15 protein-coding genes and 7 tRNA genes are annotated in these 17848 nt (G+C 60.0%); 13 read left to right on the top strand and 9 right to left on the bottom strand.

The features are described from left to right. Nucleotides 1-34: 34 nt before the first annotated feature. On the top strand, nt 35-1288 hold the full coding sequence (locus tag ACB042_RS16225) for a glutamate-5-semialdehyde dehydrogenase (RefSeq protein WP_371178723.1): 1254 nt from the start codon (nt 35-37) through the stop codon (nt 1286-1288). Between the two features lie 97 nt (nt 1289-1385). Here the strand turns inward: ACB042_RS16225 and ACB042_RS16220 are convergent, their stop codons facing one another. Genes ACB042_RS16220 through rsgA form a run of 5 tightly spaced genes read right to left on the bottom strand, consistent with a single transcriptional unit; the run spans nt 1386 to nt 4220 of the window. After that, entirely contained in the window at nt 1386-1775 is a 390-nt protein-coding gene (locus tag ACB042_RS16220) for a hypothetical protein (protein WP_371178722.1), read from the bottom strand. A 2-nt stretch (nt 1776-1777) separates the two neighbouring features. Continuing rightward, nucleotides 1778-2029, bottom strand: coding sequence for a DUF2960 domain-containing protein (locus tag ACB042_RS16215; RefSeq protein WP_005338984.1), 252 nt, complete (start codon nt 2027-2029; stop codon nt 1778-1780). Beyond that, entirely contained in the window at nt 2019-2288 is a 270-nt protein-coding gene (locus ACB042_RS16210) for a VF530 family DNA-binding protein (protein WP_371178721.1), read from the bottom strand. The genes ACB042_RS16215 and ACB042_RS16210 overlap by 11 nt, the downstream gene beginning before the upstream one ends. Beyond that, the gene (gene asd, locus ACB042_RS16205; protein WP_026034874.1) at nt 2285-3157 is read right to left on the bottom strand and encodes an archaetidylserine decarboxylase; all 873 of its coding nucleotides are present in this window, start codon (nt 3155-3157) and stop codon (nt 2285-2287) included. The genes ACB042_RS16210 and asd overlap by 4 nt, the downstream gene beginning before the upstream one ends. Before the next feature lie 28 nt (nt 3158-3185). Then, the gene (rsgA, locus tag ACB042_RS16200) at nt 3186-4220 is read right to left on the bottom strand and encodes a small ribosomal subunit biogenesis GTPase RsgA (protein WP_204356848.1); all 1035 of its coding nucleotides are present in this window, start codon (nt 4218-4220) and stop codon (nt 3186-3188) included. 91 nt (nt 4221-4311) lie between these two features. Between rsgA and orn the strand changes: the two genes are divergently transcribed. The 8 genes from orn (at nt 4312) to ACB042_RS16160 (ending at nt 5734) form a co-directional block, all read left to right on the top strand. Next, complete coding sequence (orn, locus tag ACB042_RS16195) at nt 4312-4857, top strand: oligoribonuclease (protein WP_042080584.1); 546 nt, start codon at nt 4312-4314, stop codon at nt 4855-4857. A gap of 178 nt (nt 4858-5035) precedes the next feature. Further along, nucleotides 5036-5111: transfer RNA gene (locus ACB042_RS16190), tRNA-Gly, on the top strand. Between the two features lie 37 nt (nt 5112-5148). Beyond that, nucleotides 5149-5224: transfer RNA gene (locus ACB042_RS16185), tRNA-Gly, on the top strand. Nucleotides 5225-5257: 33 nt separating this feature from the next. Then, nucleotides 5258-5333: transfer RNA gene (locus ACB042_RS16180), tRNA-Gly, on the top strand. Between the two features lie 25 nt (nt 5334-5358). Then, nucleotides 5359-5434: transfer RNA gene (locus ACB042_RS16175), tRNA-Gly, on the top strand. 24 nt (nt 5435-5458) lie between these two features. Further along, nucleotides 5459-5534: transfer RNA gene (locus ACB042_RS16170), tRNA-Gly, on the top strand. A gap of 24 nt (nt 5535-5558) precedes the next feature. Continuing rightward, nucleotides 5559-5634: transfer RNA gene (locus ACB042_RS16165), tRNA-Gly, on the top strand. Between the two features lie 24 nt (nt 5635-5658). Beyond that, nucleotides 5659-5734, top strand: a tRNA-Gly gene (locus ACB042_RS16160). A 370-nt stretch (nt 5735-6104) separates the two neighbouring features. Here ACB042_RS16160 and ACB042_RS16155 read toward each other — a convergent pair. The 3 genes from ACB042_RS16155 to ACB042_RS16145 form a co-directional block, all read right to left on the bottom strand. Next, nucleotides 6105-6314, bottom strand: a complete 210-nt coding sequence (locus ACB042_RS16155; RefSeq protein WP_005338972.1) for a cold-shock protein — start codon at nt 6312-6314, stop codon at nt 6105-6107. A 274-nt stretch (nt 6315-6588) separates the two neighbouring features. After that, complete coding sequence (locus ACB042_RS16150; RefSeq protein WP_150998060.1) at nt 6589-7257, bottom strand: LysM-like peptidoglycan-binding domain-containing protein; 669 nt, start codon at nt 7255-7257, stop codon at nt 6589-6591. A gap of 99 nt (nt 7258-7356) precedes the next feature. Beyond that, nucleotides 7357-9459, bottom strand: coding sequence for a methyl-accepting chemotaxis protein (locus ACB042_RS16145; RefSeq protein ID WP_252656521.1), 2103 nt, complete (start codon nt 9457-9459; stop codon nt 7357-7359). Nucleotides 9460-9733: 274 nt separating this feature from the next. On the opposite strand from ACB042_RS16145, the gene gltX reads away from it, so the two are divergent. Continuing rightward, a complete protein-coding gene (gene gltX, locus ACB042_RS16140; RefSeq protein WP_371178720.1) occupies nt 9734-11149 on the top strand; it encodes a glutamate--tRNA ligase in 1416 nt (471 codons plus the stop codon). Between the two features lie 144 nt (nt 11150-11293). Here the strand turns inward: gltX and ACB042_RS16135 are convergent, their stop codons facing one another. Further along, nucleotides 11294-12544, bottom strand: a complete 1251-nt coding sequence (locus tag ACB042_RS16135; protein WP_005335445.1) for a methyl-accepting chemotaxis protein — start codon at nt 12542-12544, stop codon at nt 11294-11296. A gap of 101 nt (nt 12545-12645) precedes the next feature. Between ACB042_RS16135 and ACB042_RS16130 the strand changes: the two genes are divergently transcribed. The 3 genes from ACB042_RS16130 (at nt 12646) to putA (ending at nt 17637) form a co-directional block, all read left to right on the top strand. After that, complete coding sequence (locus tag ACB042_RS16130) at nt 12646-13398, top strand: potassium channel family protein (protein ID WP_005335444.1); 753 nt, start codon at nt 12646-12648, stop codon at nt 13396-13398. 152 nt (nt 13399-13550) lie between these two features. Further along, entirely contained in the window at nt 13551-14156 is a 606-nt protein-coding gene (locus ACB042_RS16125) for a TIGR04211 family SH3 domain-containing protein (RefSeq protein WP_005335443.1), read from the top strand. Nucleotides 14157-14472: 316 nt separating this feature from the next. After that, a complete protein-coding gene (putA, locus tag ACB042_RS16120) occupies nt 14473-17637 on the top strand; it encodes a bifunctional proline dehydrogenase/L-glutamate gamma-semialdehyde dehydrogenase PutA (RefSeq protein WP_371178719.1) in 3165 nt (1054 codons plus the stop codon). Nucleotides 17638-17848 lie beyond the last annotated feature (211 nt).

Genomic DNA, 17848 nt, shown 5'->3' with positions numbered 1-17848 from the left:
TCAGGGCGGCACGGCATGAACAAAGGGAAATGAGATGAGTCTGGAGAAAATGGGGCAGGCGGCCCGTGAAGCCGCCTATCAGCTGGCTACCGTCAGCACGGCGCAGAAGAACCGGGCGCTGGCCGCCATCGCCGACGAGCTGGAGGCGCGCAGTGAGCAGATCCTCGCCGCCAACGCGAAAGATATCGCCGCCGGCCGTGAAGCGGGCTTGTCAGAAGCCATGCTGGATCGCCTGCTGCTTAATCCGGCCCGGCTGGCCGGGATCGTGGCAGATGTGCGCAAGGTGATCACGCTGGATGATCCGGTCGGCGCCGAAATGGATAGCCGGGTGCTGGAAAATGGCCTGCGGCTCTCTCGTCGTCGGGTGCCCATAGGGGTTATCGGCGTCATCTACGAGGCGCGCCCCAACGTCACCATCGATATCGCCAGCCTCTGCCTCAAGACTGGCAACGCCAGCATATTGCGTGGTGGGCGCGAGACCTTCCACTCCAATCTGGAGCTGGTGCGGGTGATCCAGCATGCCTTGGCGGCCTCCGGTCTGCCCGAGGCGGCGGTGCAGTACATCGACAACCCGGATCGGGCGCTGGTCGGCGAGTTGCTGCGTCTCGACCGCTATGTGGACATGATCATCCCCCGTGGCGGTGCTGGCCTGCACAAGATGTGCAAGGAGAACAGCTCCATTCCGGTCATCATCGGCGGCTTTGGCATCAGCCACATCTTCGTCGACGAGAGCGCCGATCTGGTGCGCTCTCTGGCGGTCATCGACAACGCCAAGGTGCAACGCCCCTCCGCCTGCAATGCCCTCGATACCCTGCTGGTACACGAGAAGGTGGCAGCCACCTTCCTGCCGCAACTGGTGACGCTGATGAACGAGCGCAAGGTGACGCTGGTGGCCGCGCCCAACGCCATAGCGCTGCTGGCGGGTGCCGACAACCTGTGCGAGGCTGGGCCGGAGGATTTCGATACCGAGTGGCTCGGGCTGACCCTGGGGGTCAAGTTGGTGGCAGGCGTCAACGAAGCGCTGGCCCATATGCGCGAGCACAACGCCGGCCACTCCGATGCCATCCTGACCAACGATCTGGCCAACGCCGAGCGTTTCGTCAATGGCGCCGGTTCGGCGGCTGTCTATGTCAACGCCTCCACCCGTTTCACTGATGGTGGCCAGTTTGGTCTGGGCGCTGAAGTGGCGGTGTCGACCCAGATGCTGCATGCCCGTGGCCCCATGGGGTTGACCGAGCTCACCAGCTACAAGTGGGTAGGGCAGGCCGATTACCTCAGCCGCGCCTGATAACCGGTTGTGTCAGATACAAAAATGCCGACCACAGGGTCGGCATTTTTGTTCGCGTGCATCGCACCGATACCACGCCGTGCGCTATTCCTCGGGGTTATTCCCCGTGATAGAGCGCCTTGTCACCTGATTTGAGCACATAACCCTTCCAGATAAAGAGGGTGTAGCCGCTGCCCTGCCACGACCAGTTGCCCTCCGCACCTTGACGGGTCAGCAGGTGTTGCTCGCCGCTTGGCAGATGCAGTTCGGCCTGCGTCTGGTCAGTGTTGAACAGCACGAAGGCGCTGCTGGTCTGGCTGGCATCGGTTGGATTGAGCCGGATACCCTCTTCAAACAGGCGCACACATTTGCCAGTCAGTGTTGACCACTGATAGCCCGCACTGCCGATACAGCCGTGGCTGTCGCGATCGCTGCCAACCAGATGTTGTTCCGGTGTACTGCATGCCGCCAGCAGCAGAGAGGCGGCCATCAGGGTCAAGGTGCGCATGGTTACTCCTGCAGATCCCGTTCGATGACGATGTTGGAGAATCCCAGCTCTTTGAAGTAGTTCTCCTGGTAATCCTTCACGCTTTTCTTGTCGCGGCGACAAACCTGAGCCAGCTGGGCCTCCATGGCGTGAAAACTGGTGAGGTCCAGCCCTTCGGCAGCGGCGATGGCGTCGTAGATGCTGCGGAACTTGTCGTTCGCGTAGCCGATCTCTTTGGCCTGCTTTTTATAGGTATACGTAATCTTAAAGGCCATCTTGCCCTTCCTTCTTCGATTTGGCTTGCTTGCGCTGGACGTAGAGGTAGAGGCTTTCGACCTTCTCCCGGGCCCAGGGGGTCTTGCGCAAGAACTTCAGGCTGGACTTGATGCTGGGCTCATGGGTGAAGCAGCGGATATTGATCTGCTGCCCCAGTTCTTCCCAGCCGTAGTGTTCGACCAGCGCGGTGACGATGGCTTCCAGCGTCAGCCCGTGCAGCGGGTTGTTCTTCTGCGAGGCGTTCGGTTGCTCGCTCATGCCTGCTCCGCCAGCTTGGCAAAGGGCTGACCCATGCGGGTGGTGACCCCGTTGGCCAGATGCGGCTCGAAACCGGCCAGCATACCCGGGCCAAACAGGCAGACGACAGTACTGCCCAGTTTGAACAGCCCCATCTCGGCACCTTTTTGCAATGTAATGGCCTCGTCGCCAGTGTAGTCCCAGCGCACCACCTTTTTCTCTTTGGTCGGCGCAATGTTGCCGGCCCAGATGGTCTCGATGCTGGCCACGATAGTGGCACCGACCAGCACCAGCGCCATGGGGCCGTGCGGGGTGCGGAAGGTGGCCACCACCCGCTCGTTGCGGGCAAACAGGTTCGGCACGTTCTCGGCGGTGAGCGGGTTGACGGAGAAGAGATCCCCCGGCACGAACACCATGCTCTCCAGCACGCCGTCCAGCGGCATGTGGATGCGGTGGTAATCCTTGGGCGCCAGATAGATGGTGGCGAAGTCGCCATCCTTGAACGGCGCAACCAGATCCTCATAGCCGCCCAGCAGCTCGCGAGCGCTGTAGTCGTGGCCCTTGGCCTGGATGATGCGACCCTGCTGGATGGGGCCGAGCTGGCTGACGGTGCCATCGACCGGCAGCGCCAGAGTCATGGCATCTTCTACCACGGGGCGGATACCGGGCTTGAGCTCGCGGGTGAAGAACTCGTTGAAGCTCTTGTAGTGGGCCGGGCTCTCGTGCAGCGCCTCGCTCATGTCGACCTGATACTGCTTGATAAAGGCCTCGATCACTTTGGTGGTGATGTTGCCTGCTTCGGCGGCGGCAAACTTGCCGATCAGACGGGAGAGGGCGTGTTTGGGCAGACAGTATTGACCGGCAATTTTCAGGTTGTCAGTAATGCTCATGTTCATCATCAACGTAGGTTAAACAGGGTCACAGGCGCGCCTGTTGGCGACCGTGACGGGCTTCCTGCATGGTTTCCAGGATGCGGTGATAGTTGTGGAAGCGATCGGCGCTGATAGCGCCCGCGTCGACCGCGGCGCGCAGGGCACAGCCGGGATCGTCCTTGTGGGTACAGTCGCGAAACTTGCAGCCACCCAGATAGTCGCGGAATTCGACGAAGCACCAGGTGATGCGGTCGGCTTCCAGATGCCAGAGGGCGAACTCGCGGATCCCGGGGGAGTCGATGAGATCGCCACCGCTCGGGAAGTGGTAGAGCCGCGCCGTGGTGGTGGTGTGCTGGCCGAGTCCCGAGTTTTCGGAGATCTCGCCGGTCAGTACATCCAGCCCCGGCATCAGGGCGTTGGTGAGCGACGACTTGCCCACCCCGGACTGGCCGACGAAGATGCTGATCTTGTCGGTCAGTGCGGCTTTAAGCTCATCCAGCCCTTCACCGCTCTCGCAGCTCACCAGCAGCACCTCGTAATTGAGCTTGCGGTAGGTTTCGAGCTGGCTTTCGATGCGCGCTCTGGCGGCATCATCGAGCATATCGACCTTGTTCAGCACGATGAGGGGGCGGATCTCCACATCCTCGGCGGCCACCAGATAGCGGTCGACGATGTTGGTGGAGAACTCGGGCATCACCGCCGAGACGATGATGATCTGGTCGATATTGGCGGCGATGGGTTTGACCCCGTCGTAGAAGTCCGGCCGGGTCAGTACCGAGTGGCGCGGATGCACCGCCTCGATGACGCCCGCTGTCGCGGCATTGAGGCCGGGACGCCACACCACCTTGTCGCCGCACACCAGACTGCTGATGCTGCTGCGCCGCAGGTTGCTGCGGTGGATGGTGCCATCGACCGCTTCCACGTCTGCGTGCTGACCAAAACGACTGATCACCACCCCTTCGATGGCGGGGCCAAACAGGGTGTCATCCACCACTGTGGAGTGATCTTTTTGCAGCCGCCGTTCGCGGTTGGCCTGGACGCGCCTTTGTTGACCCAGATTGAGTTTTGCTTTCTTTGCCACTCGATTCGCCAGTTTATGAACAGATCCAAAGCCAGTATGATACATGCAAATTGGCAAAATTCCGCCATTCCTCCCAATAGAGAGAGCAATCATGACAGTCAGCGCGCAGAACCTGGTATGGATCGACATGGAGATGACGGGTCTCGACCCCGAAGAGAACGTGGTACTGGAGATTGCCACCATCGTCACCGACAAGGATCTGAACGTACTGGCCGAAGGGCCGGTCATCGCCATTCATCAGAGTGATGAAGAGCTGGCCAAGATGGACGACTGGAACGTCAACACCCATACCAAGAGCGGTCTGGTCGCTCGGGTCAAGGCGAGTCAGCACGATGAGGCGAAAGCCATTGCCGAGACCCTCGAGTTCATTCGCCAGTGGGTGCCGGAGCGCACCAGCCCGCTGTGCGGCAACAGCATCGGTCAGGATCGCCGCTTCATGGTCAAGCACATGGCCGAGCTGGAAGCCTTCTTCCACTACCGCAATGTCGACGTCAGCACCATCAAGGAGCTGGTACGCCGCTGGCAGCCGGAACTGCTGGATCAGTTCAAGAAGAGCGGCACCCACCAGGCGCTGGACGATATCCGCGAATCCATCGCCGAGCTGCAGTTCTATCGCAGCCACGTCTTCAAGATCTGATGCTCTGGCAAGGGGTTGTCATGCGCTGGCTGCTAAAATCGACAGTTCGGCCAGCTTTTGAGCGAACGCGCGCAACCAGACAAAAAAGCCCTTGCAATTGGAATGACTGCTCTTATAATTCGGCTCCCGTACAGTAGCGCAAGCAACCAAATGCTGTACGGCCTGTTTTAAGGTAGTTGCGGGAATAGCTCAGTTGGTAGAGCACGACCTTGCCAAGGTCGGGGTCGCGAGTTCGAGTCTCGTTTCCCGCTCCAAAAATCTGATGATGACACTGGTGCAAACCAGCCCGATGCGGGAATAGCTCAGTTGGTAGAGCACGACCTTGCCAAGGTCGGGGTCGCGAGTTCGAGTCTCGTTTCCCGCTCCAATCATCAGCCAGCCTTAAGACAACCAAATTGTTGCGGGAATAGCTCAGTTGGTAGAGCACGACCTTGCCAAGGTCGGGGTCGCGAGTTCGAGTCTCGTTTCCCGCTCCAAAAAATTTGTAAGTGATATTCCGATGCGGGAATAGCTCAGTTGGTAGAGCACGACCTTGCCAAGGTCGGGGTCGCGAGTTCGAGTCTCGTTTCCCGCTCCAATCACTTGCAGATGACATTCTGTTGCGGGAATAGCTCAGTTGGTAGAGCACGACCTTGCCAAGGTCGGGGTCGCGAGTTCGAGTCTCGTTTCCCGCTCCAAACATTTGTAAGTGACATTCCGTTGCGGGAATAGCTCAGTTGGTAGAGCACGACCTTGCCAAGGTCGGGGTCGCGAGTTCGAGTCTCGTTTCCCGCTCCAATCACTTGTAAATGACATTCTGTTGCGGGAATAGCTCAGTTGGTAGAGCACGACCTTGCCAAGGTCGGGGTCGCGAGTTCGAGTCTCGTTTCCCGCTCCAATCTCTTTTCAAATTCAGTATCTTTCCCCACAAGCTCACGAATTCAGTTTCTCCATACAATCGCAGCCACATTCAGTTGGTAGAGCATGATTCGCGCTTGCCAAGGCTGGGGTCGCGAGTTCGAGTCTCGTTTCCCGCTCCAATCTCTCTTCGAAGTTTTCATAATCCCTTTGAATTGCCCTTCACATCGCGCTGCGATGTTTTGTCGTATCTGGCGTTTACTCAGCGTGTCTCTGACACCTCCTGCAAACAGGAAGGCGGTACGAGTTCATTGTGCGGGTTGTACGTGGGAAAGGTGGTTGGCAGGAAGAACTGCGGGCAAAAAAGAGGAGGGGCCTTGGCTCCTCCTGCATGATTCACTGGCGCGGGCTTAAACCAGAGTAACGTTCTCAGCCTGAGGGCCTTTTTTGCCCTGGGTCACAGTGAACTGGACTTTTTGACCTTCAGCCAGGGTTTTGAAACCGGTGCTCTGGATGGAGGAGAAGTGAACGAATACGTCCGGACCCTGGGATTGTTCAATAAAGCCAAAACCCTTGGTTTCGTTGAACCATTTTACCTGGCCGGTGCGAATGTCAGACATGTGCTAAATCCTATCAATAACAAAATGAAACTAAGCCCGTGCTGGGCTGCATTTGCCTTGCAAGCAGGGGTTGGCTCATGACTGACCACGTCTCTTTGTCCCAGTAGCACGTAGAACAATCCCTGTCTAAAGCACAAACGATTGTACGTTAGCGCCGATCCTTGTCAATTTGACCCCTTTCGTTTTTTGAACAAGCTAAAAATATTGTGAAGTCAGTAGCTTATTTGAAGATATTTGACTGAAAAAAACGGGAGGCCAGCGCCTCCCGTTTTTGTTATTCCTTGAGGGCGAAGCCTTCGCCTTGCCGGTCGTAGCGGTAGACTGCCTGACCGTAGGAGCGGATCTCCACCCGTTGGATGCGGCGGGTGTCGTCCACCAGGATGAAGATAGAGCGGCCCGATTGCAGGCGGGTCAGGGGGCGATCCGGCCCCTCGATGGCGATCAGGCGGCTCAACTCGGCACCCGGCAACTCGAATTTACGCCAGATGGAGTAGAGGGTCTCACCCGCCTGCACATCGTGTTGCAGCCAGGTGCCGTTAACCTTCTCTTCGACCGGCTTGGCTGCCGCGGGGGCACTGCCTGCCGCGCTATTACCGACAGTTAGAGCTTGAGCAGGCACAGCCAGCGGCACTTCCAGCGAGCCGGAAGGGGCTGCTTTGGGGGCGGATGGTGCCGGCTCCCAGGCCAGTACCAGCAACCAGAGCGGGATCAGGATCAGCAGACCTATGGTGTTTTTGCGGGGCAGCGGGCTGGACAGCTTGAATTTGCCTGCTTTGGCATCCTGGCGGCGTTGGCCGAGGTTGCTCATCCCTTGGCCAAAACGTTGGCGCAGGGACAGGGTCGCGGCATTGATGCGATGGAGCAGGGATCCTTGTGATTCGTCTTGGCGACGCTGCTGGGCTCGTCTGTTATGGCCTCGTGGGCGACGGTCCGGGGTGGGCACGGCATTTACCTCTCACTACATTGCCTGCCATCAGGCAAATTCGTCGCCTATGGTAAACGGACTCGCCCCCGAGGGGGAGAGTCCTGAAGCGGAAAATTATCAGCTGAGACGAAATTGACCCAATAATTGCTGCAATTTGTCGGCAGCCTGACGCAAAGCCTGACTGGCTTTGGCCGTTTCGGTCGCATCCTGAGCAATGTCGTTGGCCAGTGCGTTGGTTTTTGACAGGTTGCCGGAGACGGTTTCTGAGACCGAGCTCTGCTCTTCGGCGGCGGAGGCGATCTGATAGGTCATGTCGTTGATGGTGGAGATAGCCTGGTAGATGCTGCCGAGCGCCTCTTCCGCCAGATCCGCTTCGCTCACTGCCTGATGGGTCAGCTGCTGGCTCTGGGTGATGGCGTTGACTGCATTGGTGGAGCTGAGGCGGATCTTCTCTATCAACTCCTGGGTGTTCTGTACCGCCTGCTGGGTATTGCCCGCCAGTTTGCGCACCTCGTCGGCGACTACCGCAAAGCCGCGGCCCTGTTCGCCAGCCCGGGCAGCCTCGATGGCGGCGTTGAGGGCCAGCAGGTTGGTCTGGTCGGCAATCCCCTGAATGACGGTGAGGATGCTGGTGATCTGGGCGCTGTCGTGAGCCAGCCCTTCCACCACTTCAGCCCCTTTACCGGCTTCTGCCGCGACCTTGTGCATCGACTGGATCACCTGCTGGAAGCGCTCCTTGCCCTGATCGGCAGCGCTTTGCGCCTGTTTGGCCGAGTCGGCGGTGTTGTTGGCGTGGGTGGCGACCTCCTGACTGACGTAGGACATCTCCTGTACCGCGGTCAGCATCTGCTCCATCTCCGCCTGATGATGTTGCAGGTTGTTGTCGGTCTGACCGGCAATGCGATCGGTGTCACCGGCGTAGCGGTTCACCTCGCTGGCAGTCTTGAGCACATCCCCGAGCAGCCCCTGCAGTTTGTCGATAAAGCGGTTGATCCCCTTGGCGAGATCCCCCAGCTCATCCACCGAGCGGGTCGTGAGGCGTTTGGTGAGATCCCCTTCACCATCGGCGATGTCATCCACTAGGCTGACCATCTGACGGATGGGGCCTGTGATGCTGCGTGCAATCACCAGCATGGTGGCCAGCGCCAGCACCAGCACGATAACGGCGCCCACCAATTGCTGGGTCATGGCAGCTTGGTTCATGTCGCTCAGCTGGCTCTCCAGCTGATCGGCCCCCGCCAGTACCACCTTGTAGGGCAGGGTGACGATGATGGCCCAGTTGCGGCTCATTCCCGGCACCATGATGGGGACGGAAATACGGAATGACTCGTCCAGCTCCTGACGCTGAACTTCCGGTTTCAGGTACTGTTGCCACTGGTTGCCCAGCACCTTACTTGCGCTGCTGCCGAGCAGGCTGGCATCACCGCTGGTGCCGGTGATGACACCGGCGGCGCTGACGATCAGGGTCTCCCCCTGGCCATCATAGATGTTGCTGTTGAGGCTCTTGGCCTGACGGCTGATGGAGTCCACCGCCAGATCCAGCGCGGCGATCCCCCTGAACTGACCATCCACCATGATGGGGGTGGTGATGGTGCTCACCAGCACCTGCTGACCGTTGATATCCACTTTGAAAGGATCGATCAGACAAGAGCGTCCTTCCCGCTTCGGGCAGGCGTAGTAGTCGTTGGCGGGATTGCCGAATTCGTCCGGGTCGGTTTTTTCGATGGAGAGCAGCAGATCGGTACCGATTTGATCCTTGTCGCGATAGAAGTAGGGCACGAAGCGCCCCTTGTCATCACTGCCCAGCGCACTCTGGCCAGCAAAGCTGGCATCCTGACCGTCGAAACCGTTGGGCTCGAAGCCGGCAAAGGCGCCATAGAGCTGGGGCTCCAACGCCAATTGTGCCTTGAGCAGGTCGGTGGCCTGCTGGCGATCCAGCGGCAGTTTGCCCTGTTGTTGCAGGGCGAGGGCGCTGGCCATCTGCTGGGTGTAGGAGAGCCCTTTTTGCAGCAGTTGGGTGATGGTGGCCGCCTCGGCGCGGGCATTGGCGCTGACCTTCTGCCATGCCTCCTGCTGCAGCGCTTCACGGCTGGAGCTGATGGTGAGTTGTTGGGTTTGTTTGCCGGAGTATTGGTTGAGCAGGATCAGGATGACCAGGGCTGCGGTCATGGCGATCCCGGCCATCACTAGAATGCGATTCTGGATAGAACGGAACTGCATCGTCTCTTCCTTGTTCGTGAGAAGTGTGGTGAGCGTTGTTTGGGTATCGACCGGAGGAGGCAGCTCTCCAGCATTGTGCATAGCAAATCGGAAACGGGGCTTCTGTTTTGCGATCCTCTTCAAATATCGGGCTACAGATGCAAATGGCGACAGATTTAATCCCCTACTTTAGCCCGCAATGGCGTCATGGTTTTCCCATCCGTGATTGTCGGTGCTAAAATGCGACGGTTTTTTCTAACGAATTGGCCCAAGGCCCTCTACACAAGGCTTAAAGATGAAAGTCAAAACCCGTTTTGCTCCCAGCCCGACCGGCTTTTTGCATGTCGGCGGTGCCCGTACCGCACTCTATTCCTGGTTGTTTGCAAAGAACCAGGGCGGTGAGTTCGTGCTGCGTATTGAGGATACCGACCTGGAACGTTCCACTCAGGAGGCGATCGACGCCATCATTGAGGGCATGGAATGGCTGGAGCTGAACTGGGATGAGGGCCCCTACTACCAGACCAAGCGCTTCGATCGCTACAACGGTCTGATCGACGAGATGCTGGCCGATGGCCGCGCCTACAAGTGCTACTGCTCCAAAGAGCGTCTGGAAGCGCTGCGCGAAGGCCAGATGGCCAACGGCGAGAAGCCCCGTTATGACGGCAAGTGCCGCGACCACGCCCACGATCACCCGGCCGATGCGCCGCACGTGATTCGCTTCCGCAACCCGACCGAAGGTTCTGTGGTGTTCGATGACCACGTCCGTGGCCGCATCGAGTTTGCCAACACCGAGCTGGACGATCTGATTATCCGCCGTACCGACGGCGCGCCGACCTACAACTTCTGCGTAGTGGTCGATGACTGGGATATGGAGATCACCCACGTAGTGCGTGGTGAAGATCACATCAACAACACCCCGCGCCAGATCAACATCTACAAGGCGCTGAACGCGCCGGTGCCGGAGTTTGCCCACGTATCCATGATCCTGGGTGACGACGGCGCCAAGCTCTCCAAGCGCCACGGTGCTGTCTCCGTGATGCAGTACCGCGATGACGGCTACCTGCCGGAAGCGCTGCTGAACTATCTGGTGCGTCTGGGCTGGTCCCACGGCGATCAGGAGATCTTCACCCTGGAAGAGATGATCAAGCTGTTCAGCCTGGATGCCATCTCCAAGTCCGCCTCCGCGTTCAATACCGACAAGCTGCTGTGGCTGAACAACCACTACATGCGCAGCCTGGAGCCGGCTTATGTGGCCAAGCATCTGGCATGGCACATGGAAAACCAGAAGATCGACACCAGCAATGGCCCGGCGCTGGCCGAGGTAGTCACCCTGCTGGCCGAGCGCTGCAACACCCTGGTTGAGATGGCTGCCCAGAGCCGCTATCTGTTCGAAGAGTACGAAGCCATTGACGAGGTGGCCGCCAAGAAGCACCTGCGTGGCGTCGCTGCCGAGCCGCTGGCACTGGCCAAAACCAAGCTGGCTGCACTGGACTGCTGGACTACCGAAGCGCTGCACGAGCTGATTGAAGCGACCGCTGCCGAGCTGGGTCAGGGCATGGGCAAGGTTGGTATGCCGCTGCGCGTGGCCGTCACCGGTCTGGGCCAATCCCCTGCCATCGACGCCGTGATGGCACTGGTCGGCAAAGAGCGCGTACTGGCGCGTATCGACCGCGCACTGGCTTACATCGAAGCCCGCATGGCTGCCGAGTAAGCTCTGCCGATGTGGCAGGCGATGGGATAACCCTGTTCTGCCACATGCTGAATAGCAAAAATCCGAAGCCACAGGTTTCGGATTTTTTTATGGCCAGAGCGGTGGCGGGGCATAATGGCGGTCATGCCCGACCAAGGAAAGCTGTCAGACGAGTTTGAAGGACTGGATCTGGCTGTCGAGCTCCTTGCTGTGCTGCTCGACCAGTTCGGAGGCCTCTTGCAGTTCGCGCAGCACCACGACGGAGCCTTCGGCGATCTGCTTGACCTGTTCCAGATTGCCGCGCATCTCTTCGGCGACCGAACTCTGTTGCTCGGAGGCGGCGGCGATGTGGCGGTTCATGTCGGCGACGCCCTGTACCCGCTGCACTATGGTGGCGAGCTGGGTACCGGCCTGGGTCACCTGTTCCACCCCCTTGTCGGCCTGCTGCACGCTTTGGGCCATCAGCTCGCCAGCCTGATGGGCATTGCCCTGCAGCTGCTCGATCATCTTCTGGATCTCGACGGTGGCGGCCTGAGCCCGGTTGGCCAGCTCGCGCACTTCGGAGGCCACCACGGCAAAGCCACGACCTGCTTCACCGGCGCGAGCCGCTTCGATGGCCGCGTTCAGTGCCAGCAGGTTGGTCTGTTCCGAGATGCCGCGAATGGTGTCGACTACCGAGCCAATGCGCTCGACCCCCTGCTCCACCTCGTTGACCACGGTGGCGGAGCGCTGGATGTTGCCGGAGAGGGTGTCTATGGTGCTGACGGTGTCGGCGACGCAGCGGCTCCCCTCTTCCGCCAGCTGGCTGGTTTCGGCGGTGGCGTGAGAGGCCTGATCCGCATGGGCGGCCACTTCGCGAATGGCGCCGACCATCTGGCTCATGGCGCTGGCCAGCTGTTCGATCTGGGTGAACTCTTCGTTGATCGCTTCGTTGGCCTCTTCCATGCAAAGGGTCACCTGGGAGGCGATGTCGTTGAGCTCCTTGCAGGCGGCGCGCTGGTTGCCAAACACCTCTTTGAGGTTCTCCTGCGAGTGTGAGACCGCCTTGGCGATGTCACCGAATTCGTCACGAGACTTGAGCAGTACCTTGTGGCTGAGATCCCGCTTGGCGAAGCGCTCCAGCAGGCCCACCAGATAATGCACCTGCTTGACCATCAGGCGGGAGCCGGTGAGCAGCAGGATCACGAACAGCAGCCCCATGATGGCGGTCTCCATCAGACCGGTCCAGAGCAGGCGATTGGAGATCGCATCCGCCTTGGCGGGATCGAGCCCTTCGCTGAGCAGGGTCGCTTCCAGATTGTTGGCGTCAAACCAGAGTTTTGTCAGTAGCAGGAGGGTACTGAACACCATCAGCAGCACCACTTTGGGTACCAACCGGATGTTGCTCATTCTTTTCTCCAGCAGGTTCAGCTGCATTGTCATTCTCCTTTTAAAAGCCGTTTTTTCCTTTGCCCTCAGGACTATCGGCATTATCTTCTCTTTTATTAATTTGCACTGTGCTTAAAGTTGGAAAATGTATGCGACATCACTTAACTCATCTGCGGGCGATGGATCTGCTGATGGCATTTCTGTCGATTATCTCGGTTGTGCTGGTGACGGCCCGCTGGTGGGGCCATGAGAGCCTGACACCACAGACCCTGCAGCTCTTCTATGACCTCGACAGTCTGATCTGCTACTTCTTCCTCGCGCACTTTGCTTATGGCTGGATCCGGGCCTCCGATCGCAAGGCCTATTTCAAGGCCAACTGGATCTATCTGCCGGGTAGCCTGCCGATGGCGGAGCAACTGCGCTGGGCGCGGTTGATCCAGCTGTGGCGGGTCTATCAGCTGTTCAAGGAGCACCCTGATCTCTGGGCCATGTTCCGTCGCGAGCGCAACGAAACCACCCTCTCCGGCATCCTGTTTCTGTTCTTCCTGCTGCTGGGGGTGGGCTCCGGCGTCATGTACTGGATTGAGTCAGGCCAGCCCGGCAGCCAGATTGAGACACCCTATGACGCGTTCTGGTGGACGCTGGTGACCCTCTCGACAGTGGGTTACGGCGATCTGGTGCCCAAGACCGAGGAGGGGCGGTTTGTCGCCAGCCTGCTGATCCTGTTCGGGGTCGGTCTGTTCGGTGCCATCAGCGGTTTCATGGCCAGCCTGTTTTTGCAGCCCAACAAGGGGGATGGCGAGACCGACAAGTGGCGCCATCACTACAACAACCAGCAAGAGGAGCTGTTGCGCGAGTTGCGGGCACTGCGAGACGAAGTGCGCGAGCTCAAGAGGAAGTAAGGTTGTCGCACGGGAGCGCAAGTTGCGAGCCAGCTCCCAGCTATCGGTTGTGGCTGAGTGGGGGAGGTGCTTTTTCTTTGCTTGTCCTTTAACCTGCTGGCGGCTTAACATTCAACCTCTTGTCCAAACCTGAAAAAGAGAACCGATCGACCATGCGCGCCCTTCTCGGGATTTTGATCTGCTTGTGTGCCCAACAGGCACTGGCCGATACCCGTTATGTTTCAGACAACATCTTTACCTATATCCACAATGGCCCGGGTACCCAGTACCGGATCCTTGGCAGCGTCAAGGCTGGTGAACCGCTGGAGGTAAAGGCGGTGAACAGCGAGGCCGGTTTCACCCAGGTGGTGGACGGTCGTGGCCGCGAGGGGTGGATCAAGAACAGCGAACTGCAGAGCCAGATCAGCCTGCGCGAGCGTCTGCCCCAGGTGGAAAAAGAGCGCGATGAGCTTAAAGATCGCCTGCAGAACCTCAACGGTGACAACGAGAAACGCTTCACCGAGAAGGATGGCCAGATCGCTGCCCAGAGCAAGGAGATCGCCGCCCTCAAGGCCCAGCTGGTCAGTCAGGGTGAGGAGATGAGCAATCTCAAAGAGCAGAATGATGCCCTGACCCAGAGCTACGACAACCAGGAGCACGACATGCAGATGGACTGGTTTATCCGTGGTGGTGCCATGGTAGGGGCGGGGATCCTGCTCGGCATCCTGCTGCCGATGCTGCCCCGTCGTCGCAGCCGTGGCGATCGCTGGATGAACTGACAGCCTCTGGCTGAATGAATTGCTGAGAAGGGTCGCCGTGGCGGCCCTTCTTTTTTGGGGCGCATTGGGCGGAATGCGTGACTGCTTTGCGATAGAGAGGCGGTGGCAGATCGTATACAAAATGAAGTCAGATGACCCTCACCCTTGCTGGCGTATTGGCTTCAAAAGGGAGTTCATGGGGTGAATGAGCGATCTTTGTTAAAGAGTGGCAACAAATTCATTTCATATAGGGTGCAACATTGTATACATTATCGGCGTTTCGGCGGCGCGTCCGCCTTTGTCGATATCAGCCCTAGGGCGTACAGGAAGACCCCATATGTTCAAAGCTACTCAAGTGCTTGCCGCTGACTATATCCCCTCCGATCTGGCCGCCCTGCGCGAAGCCATCACCCAGAACTACGTGGTGGATGAAAATGCCTATCTGGCCGAACTGTCGGCCATGCTGCCGGGGGATGGCGCCTCGCTGGAGCAGGTGACCCAGCGTGCCCGTACCCTGGTGACCAAGGTGCGCAAGGAGAGCGGCTCCGGTGACGGTATCGACGCCTTCCTGCAGGAGTACAGCCTGGATACCCAGGAGGGGATCATCCTGATGTGTCTGGCCGAGGCGCTACTGCGCATTCCCGATGCCGAGACCGCCGATGCCCTGATCAAGGACAAGCTCTCCGGCGCCAACTGGTCCTCCCATTTCCGCAAGAGCGACTCCACTCTGGTCAACGCCTCCACCTGGGGGCTGATGCTGACCGGCAAGATCATCAAGCTCGACAAAAAGCTCGACGGCAACCCAGCCAACCTGCTGGGGCGCATGGTCAACAAGCTGGGGGAGCCGGTGGTGCGCTCTGCCATGTATGCCGCCATGAAGATCATGGGCAAGCAGTTCGTACTGGGGCGTGACATGAAAGAGGCGCTCAAGGCGAGCCGCAAATCCCGCGAGCTGGGCTACACCCACACCTACGACATGCTGGGCGAGTCGGCGCTGACCATGCAGGATGCCGACAAGTATCTGACCGATTACCGCAACGCCATCGAGGCGGTGGGCAACGAGCGGATCAGCGACGGCGGCCCGGCCCCTTCCATCTCCATCAAACTCTCGGCGCTTCATCCGCGCTATGACGTGGCCAACCGCGAACGGGTGCTCGGCGAAATGTGCGAGCGGCTGGTGGGGCTGGTGCGTCTGGCCCGCGACAAGGATGTGGCCATCAGCATTGATGCCGAGGAGATGGACCGCCTCGAGCTGTCGCTGGATCTGTTCGAGCAGCTCTATCGCTCCGACGCCAACCGTGGCTGGGGCAAGCTCGGCATGGTAGTGCAGGCCTACTCCAAACGCGCCCTGCCGGTACTCTGCTGGCTCACCGCCCTGGCCCGCGAACAGGGTGACCTCATTCCGGTTCGCTTGGTAAAAGGCGCCTACTGGGACAGCGAACTGAAATATGCCCAGCAGGCGGGCCTGCCCGGCTACCCGCTCTTTACCCGCAAGGCGGGCACCGATATCTCCTACCTCGCCTGCGCCCGCTACCTGCTGAGCGAGCCGACTCGCGGTTTTATCGCCCCCCAGTTTGCCACCCACAATGCCAATACCGTGGTCAGCATTCTGGAGATGGCGGGCGATCGCCAGTTCGAGTTCCAGCGTCTGCACGGCATGGGGGAGGAGCTGCACAACGCCGTGCTAAACGACAATCCCGGCCTGCACTGTCGCATCTATGCGCCTGTCGGCGCGCACAAGGACTTGCTGCCCTATCTGGTGCGCCGCCTGCTGGAGAACGGGGCCAACACCTCCTTCGTTCACAAGCTGGTGGATCCCAATACCCCGGTGGACTCGCTGGCCGAGCATCCGCTGCGCACCCTCAAGCGCTACTCCGGTTTTGCCAACGACCGCATTCCCCAGCCGGTGAACCTCTTCATCGACCGCAAGAACTCCAGCGGCGTCAACATGAACATCCTCTCCATCCAGCGCCCCTTCTTCGCCCGCTTGCAAGAGCTGGAGAGCAAGCAGTGGCTGGCGGGCCCCATCGTCGATGGCGAGACCCTCAAGCGCAGCGAGGCTCGCACCGTGCTGAGCCCGCAGGATGTGAGCCTCACCGTCGGCAAGATCCACTGGGCCGACGAGCAGGCGGTGGAGCAAGCCTTGGCTTCGGCCCACGCAGCCTTCCCGCGCTGGCGCGAAACCCCGGTGAGCGAGCGTGCCGCCGCGCTGGAGAAGCTGGCGGATCTGCTGGAAGCGAACCGCGAGCAGTTTGTCTCCCTCTGTACCCGCGAGGCGGGCAAGCTGCTGCAAGATGGCATCGACGAGGTGCGTGAAGCGGTCGATTTCTGCCGCTACTACGCGGTGCAGGCCCGCAGCCTGATGGGGCAGGCGACCCTGCTGCCGGGCTACACCGGCGAGCAGAACGAGCTGTTCCTGCAGGGGCGTGGCGTCTTTGTCTGCATCAGCCCGTGGAACTTCCCGCTGGCGATCTTCCTCGGCCAAATTTCTGCTGCGCTAGCCACCGGCAACACCGTCATCGCCAAACCGGCGGAGCAGACCGGCCTTATCGCCCATCTGGCGGTGACTCTGGCCCATCAGGCTGGTATTCCGGGCGACGTGCTGCAACTGCTGCCCGGTGACGGTGCGACTGTCGGCGCCAAGCTGACAGCGGATCCGCGCATCGGCGGCGTCTGCTTCACCGGCTCCACCGAGACCGCCAAGCTCATCAACATGACCCTGGCCCAGCGCGATGGTGCCATCCTGCCGCTTATCGCCGAGACCGGCGGCCAGAACGCCATGATCGTCGACTCCACCGCCCTGCCGGAGCAGGTGGTGCGCGACGTGGTGAGCGCCGCCTTCCAGAGCGCCGGTCAGCGCTGCTCGGCCCTGCGGGTGCTCTACCTGCAGGAGGAGATCGCCGAGCGGGTGCTGGAGATCCTCACCGGCGCCATGCAGGAGCTGAAAGTGGGCAACCCGACCGAGCACAACACCGACGTCGGCCCGGTGATCGATGCCGATGCCAAGGCCGGTCTCGATGCTCACCTCGCCTACATGATCCCGCGTGCTCGCCTGATTGCCCAGGCGCCGATGCCCGCCGCGACCATGGAGGGACACTTCGTCCAGCCGACCGCGCTGGAGATCGGCTCCATCCGCGAGCTGGTGAAGGAGCAGTTCGGTCCCATCCTGCACGTGGTGCGCTACGCCACCCGGGATCTGGACAAGGTGATCAGCGACATCAACGGCACCGGCTATGGCCTGACGCTCGGGATCCACAGTCGCAACGAATCCCACGCCGAGGAGCTGGCAAGCCGCATCAATGTGGGTAACGTCTACATCAACCGTAACCAGATCGGCGCCATGGTCGGGGTGCAACCGTTCGGCGGCCAGGGGCTCTCCGGCACCGGCCCCAAGGCGGGTGGCCCCCACTATCTCGGGCGGTTTGTTACCGAGAAGACCCGCACCATCAACACCACTGCAGTGGGCGGCAACGCCTCCCTGTTGGCGATGGGCGATGCCTGATCTGCGTCGATAGAGGCCGGATACGGGATACCGGATAACAGCGGGCCGCCTTCGGGCGGCCTCTTTGTTGGTATGCTCCTCTTGCTCGCCAGTTTTGGCCCCGGCGGGGAGAAGATCGGAGACGATTTTGTTGTGGCGGCGGGGTCGTCAGTGGCGCTTGCCAGTCGTAAGATGGGGCCCATTCGCGCTATTTTGCCCCTGCTGCAGCCTG

The sequence above is a fragment of the Aeromonas sp. S13(2024) genome, from assembly GCF_041402405.1.
Lineage (GTDB): Bacteria > Pseudomonadota > Gammaproteobacteria > Enterobacterales > Aeromonadaceae > Aeromonas > Aeromonas veronii.
The sequence above is the reverse complement of the archived record's forward strand: the minus strand, read 5'-3'. Positions and strand labels throughout refer to the sequence as shown.

Coding starts and splice junctions, on each gene's coding strand:
- ACB042_RS16145 (WP_252656521.1), bottom strand. CDS start 9,459: ATGCAGTTCCGTTCTATCCAGAATCGCATTCTAGTGATGGCCGGGATC.
- ACB042_RS16220 (WP_371178722.1), bottom strand. CDS start 1,775: ATGCGCACCTTGACCCTGATGGCCGCCTCTCTGCTGCTGGCGGCATGC.
- ACB042_RS16225 (WP_371178723.1), top strand. CDS start 35: ATGAGTCTGGAGAAAATGGGGCAGGCGGCCCGTGAAGCCGCCTATCAG.
- ACB042_RS16215 (WP_005338984.1), bottom strand. CDS start 2,029: ATGGCCTTTAAGATTACGTATACCTATAAAAAGCAGGCCAAAGAGATC.
- ACB042_RS16130 (WP_005335444.1), top strand. CDS start 12,646: ATGCGACATCACTTAACTCATCTGCGGGCGATGGATCTGCTGATGGCA.
- asd (WP_026034874.1), bottom strand. CDS start 3,157: ATGAGCATTACTGACAACCTGAAAATTGCCGGTCAATACTGTCTGCCC.
- ACB042_RS16135 (WP_005335445.1), bottom strand. CDS start 12,544: ATGCAGCTGAACCTGCTGGAGAAAAGAATGAGCAACATCCGGTTGGTA.
- gltX (WP_371178720.1), top strand. CDS start 9,734: ATGAAAGTCAAAACCCGTTTTGCTCCCAGCCCGACCGGCTTTTTGCAT.
- ACB042_RS16210 (WP_371178721.1), bottom strand. CDS start 2,288: ATGAGCGAGCAACCGAACGCCTCGCAGAAGAACAACCCGCTGCACGGG.
- orn (WP_042080584.1), top strand. CDS start 4,312: ATGACAGTCAGCGCGCAGAACCTGGTATGGATCGACATGGAGATGACG.
- putA (WP_371178719.1), top strand. CDS start 14,473: ATGTTCAAAGCTACTCAAGTGCTTGCCGCTGACTATATCCCCTCCGAT.
- ACB042_RS16125 (WP_005335443.1), top strand. CDS start 13,551: ATGCGCGCCCTTCTCGGGATTTTGATCTGCTTGTGTGCCCAACAGGCA.
- ACB042_RS16155 (WP_005338972.1), bottom strand. CDS start 6,314: ATGTCTGACATTCGCACCGGCCAGGTAAAATGGTTCAACGAAACCAAG.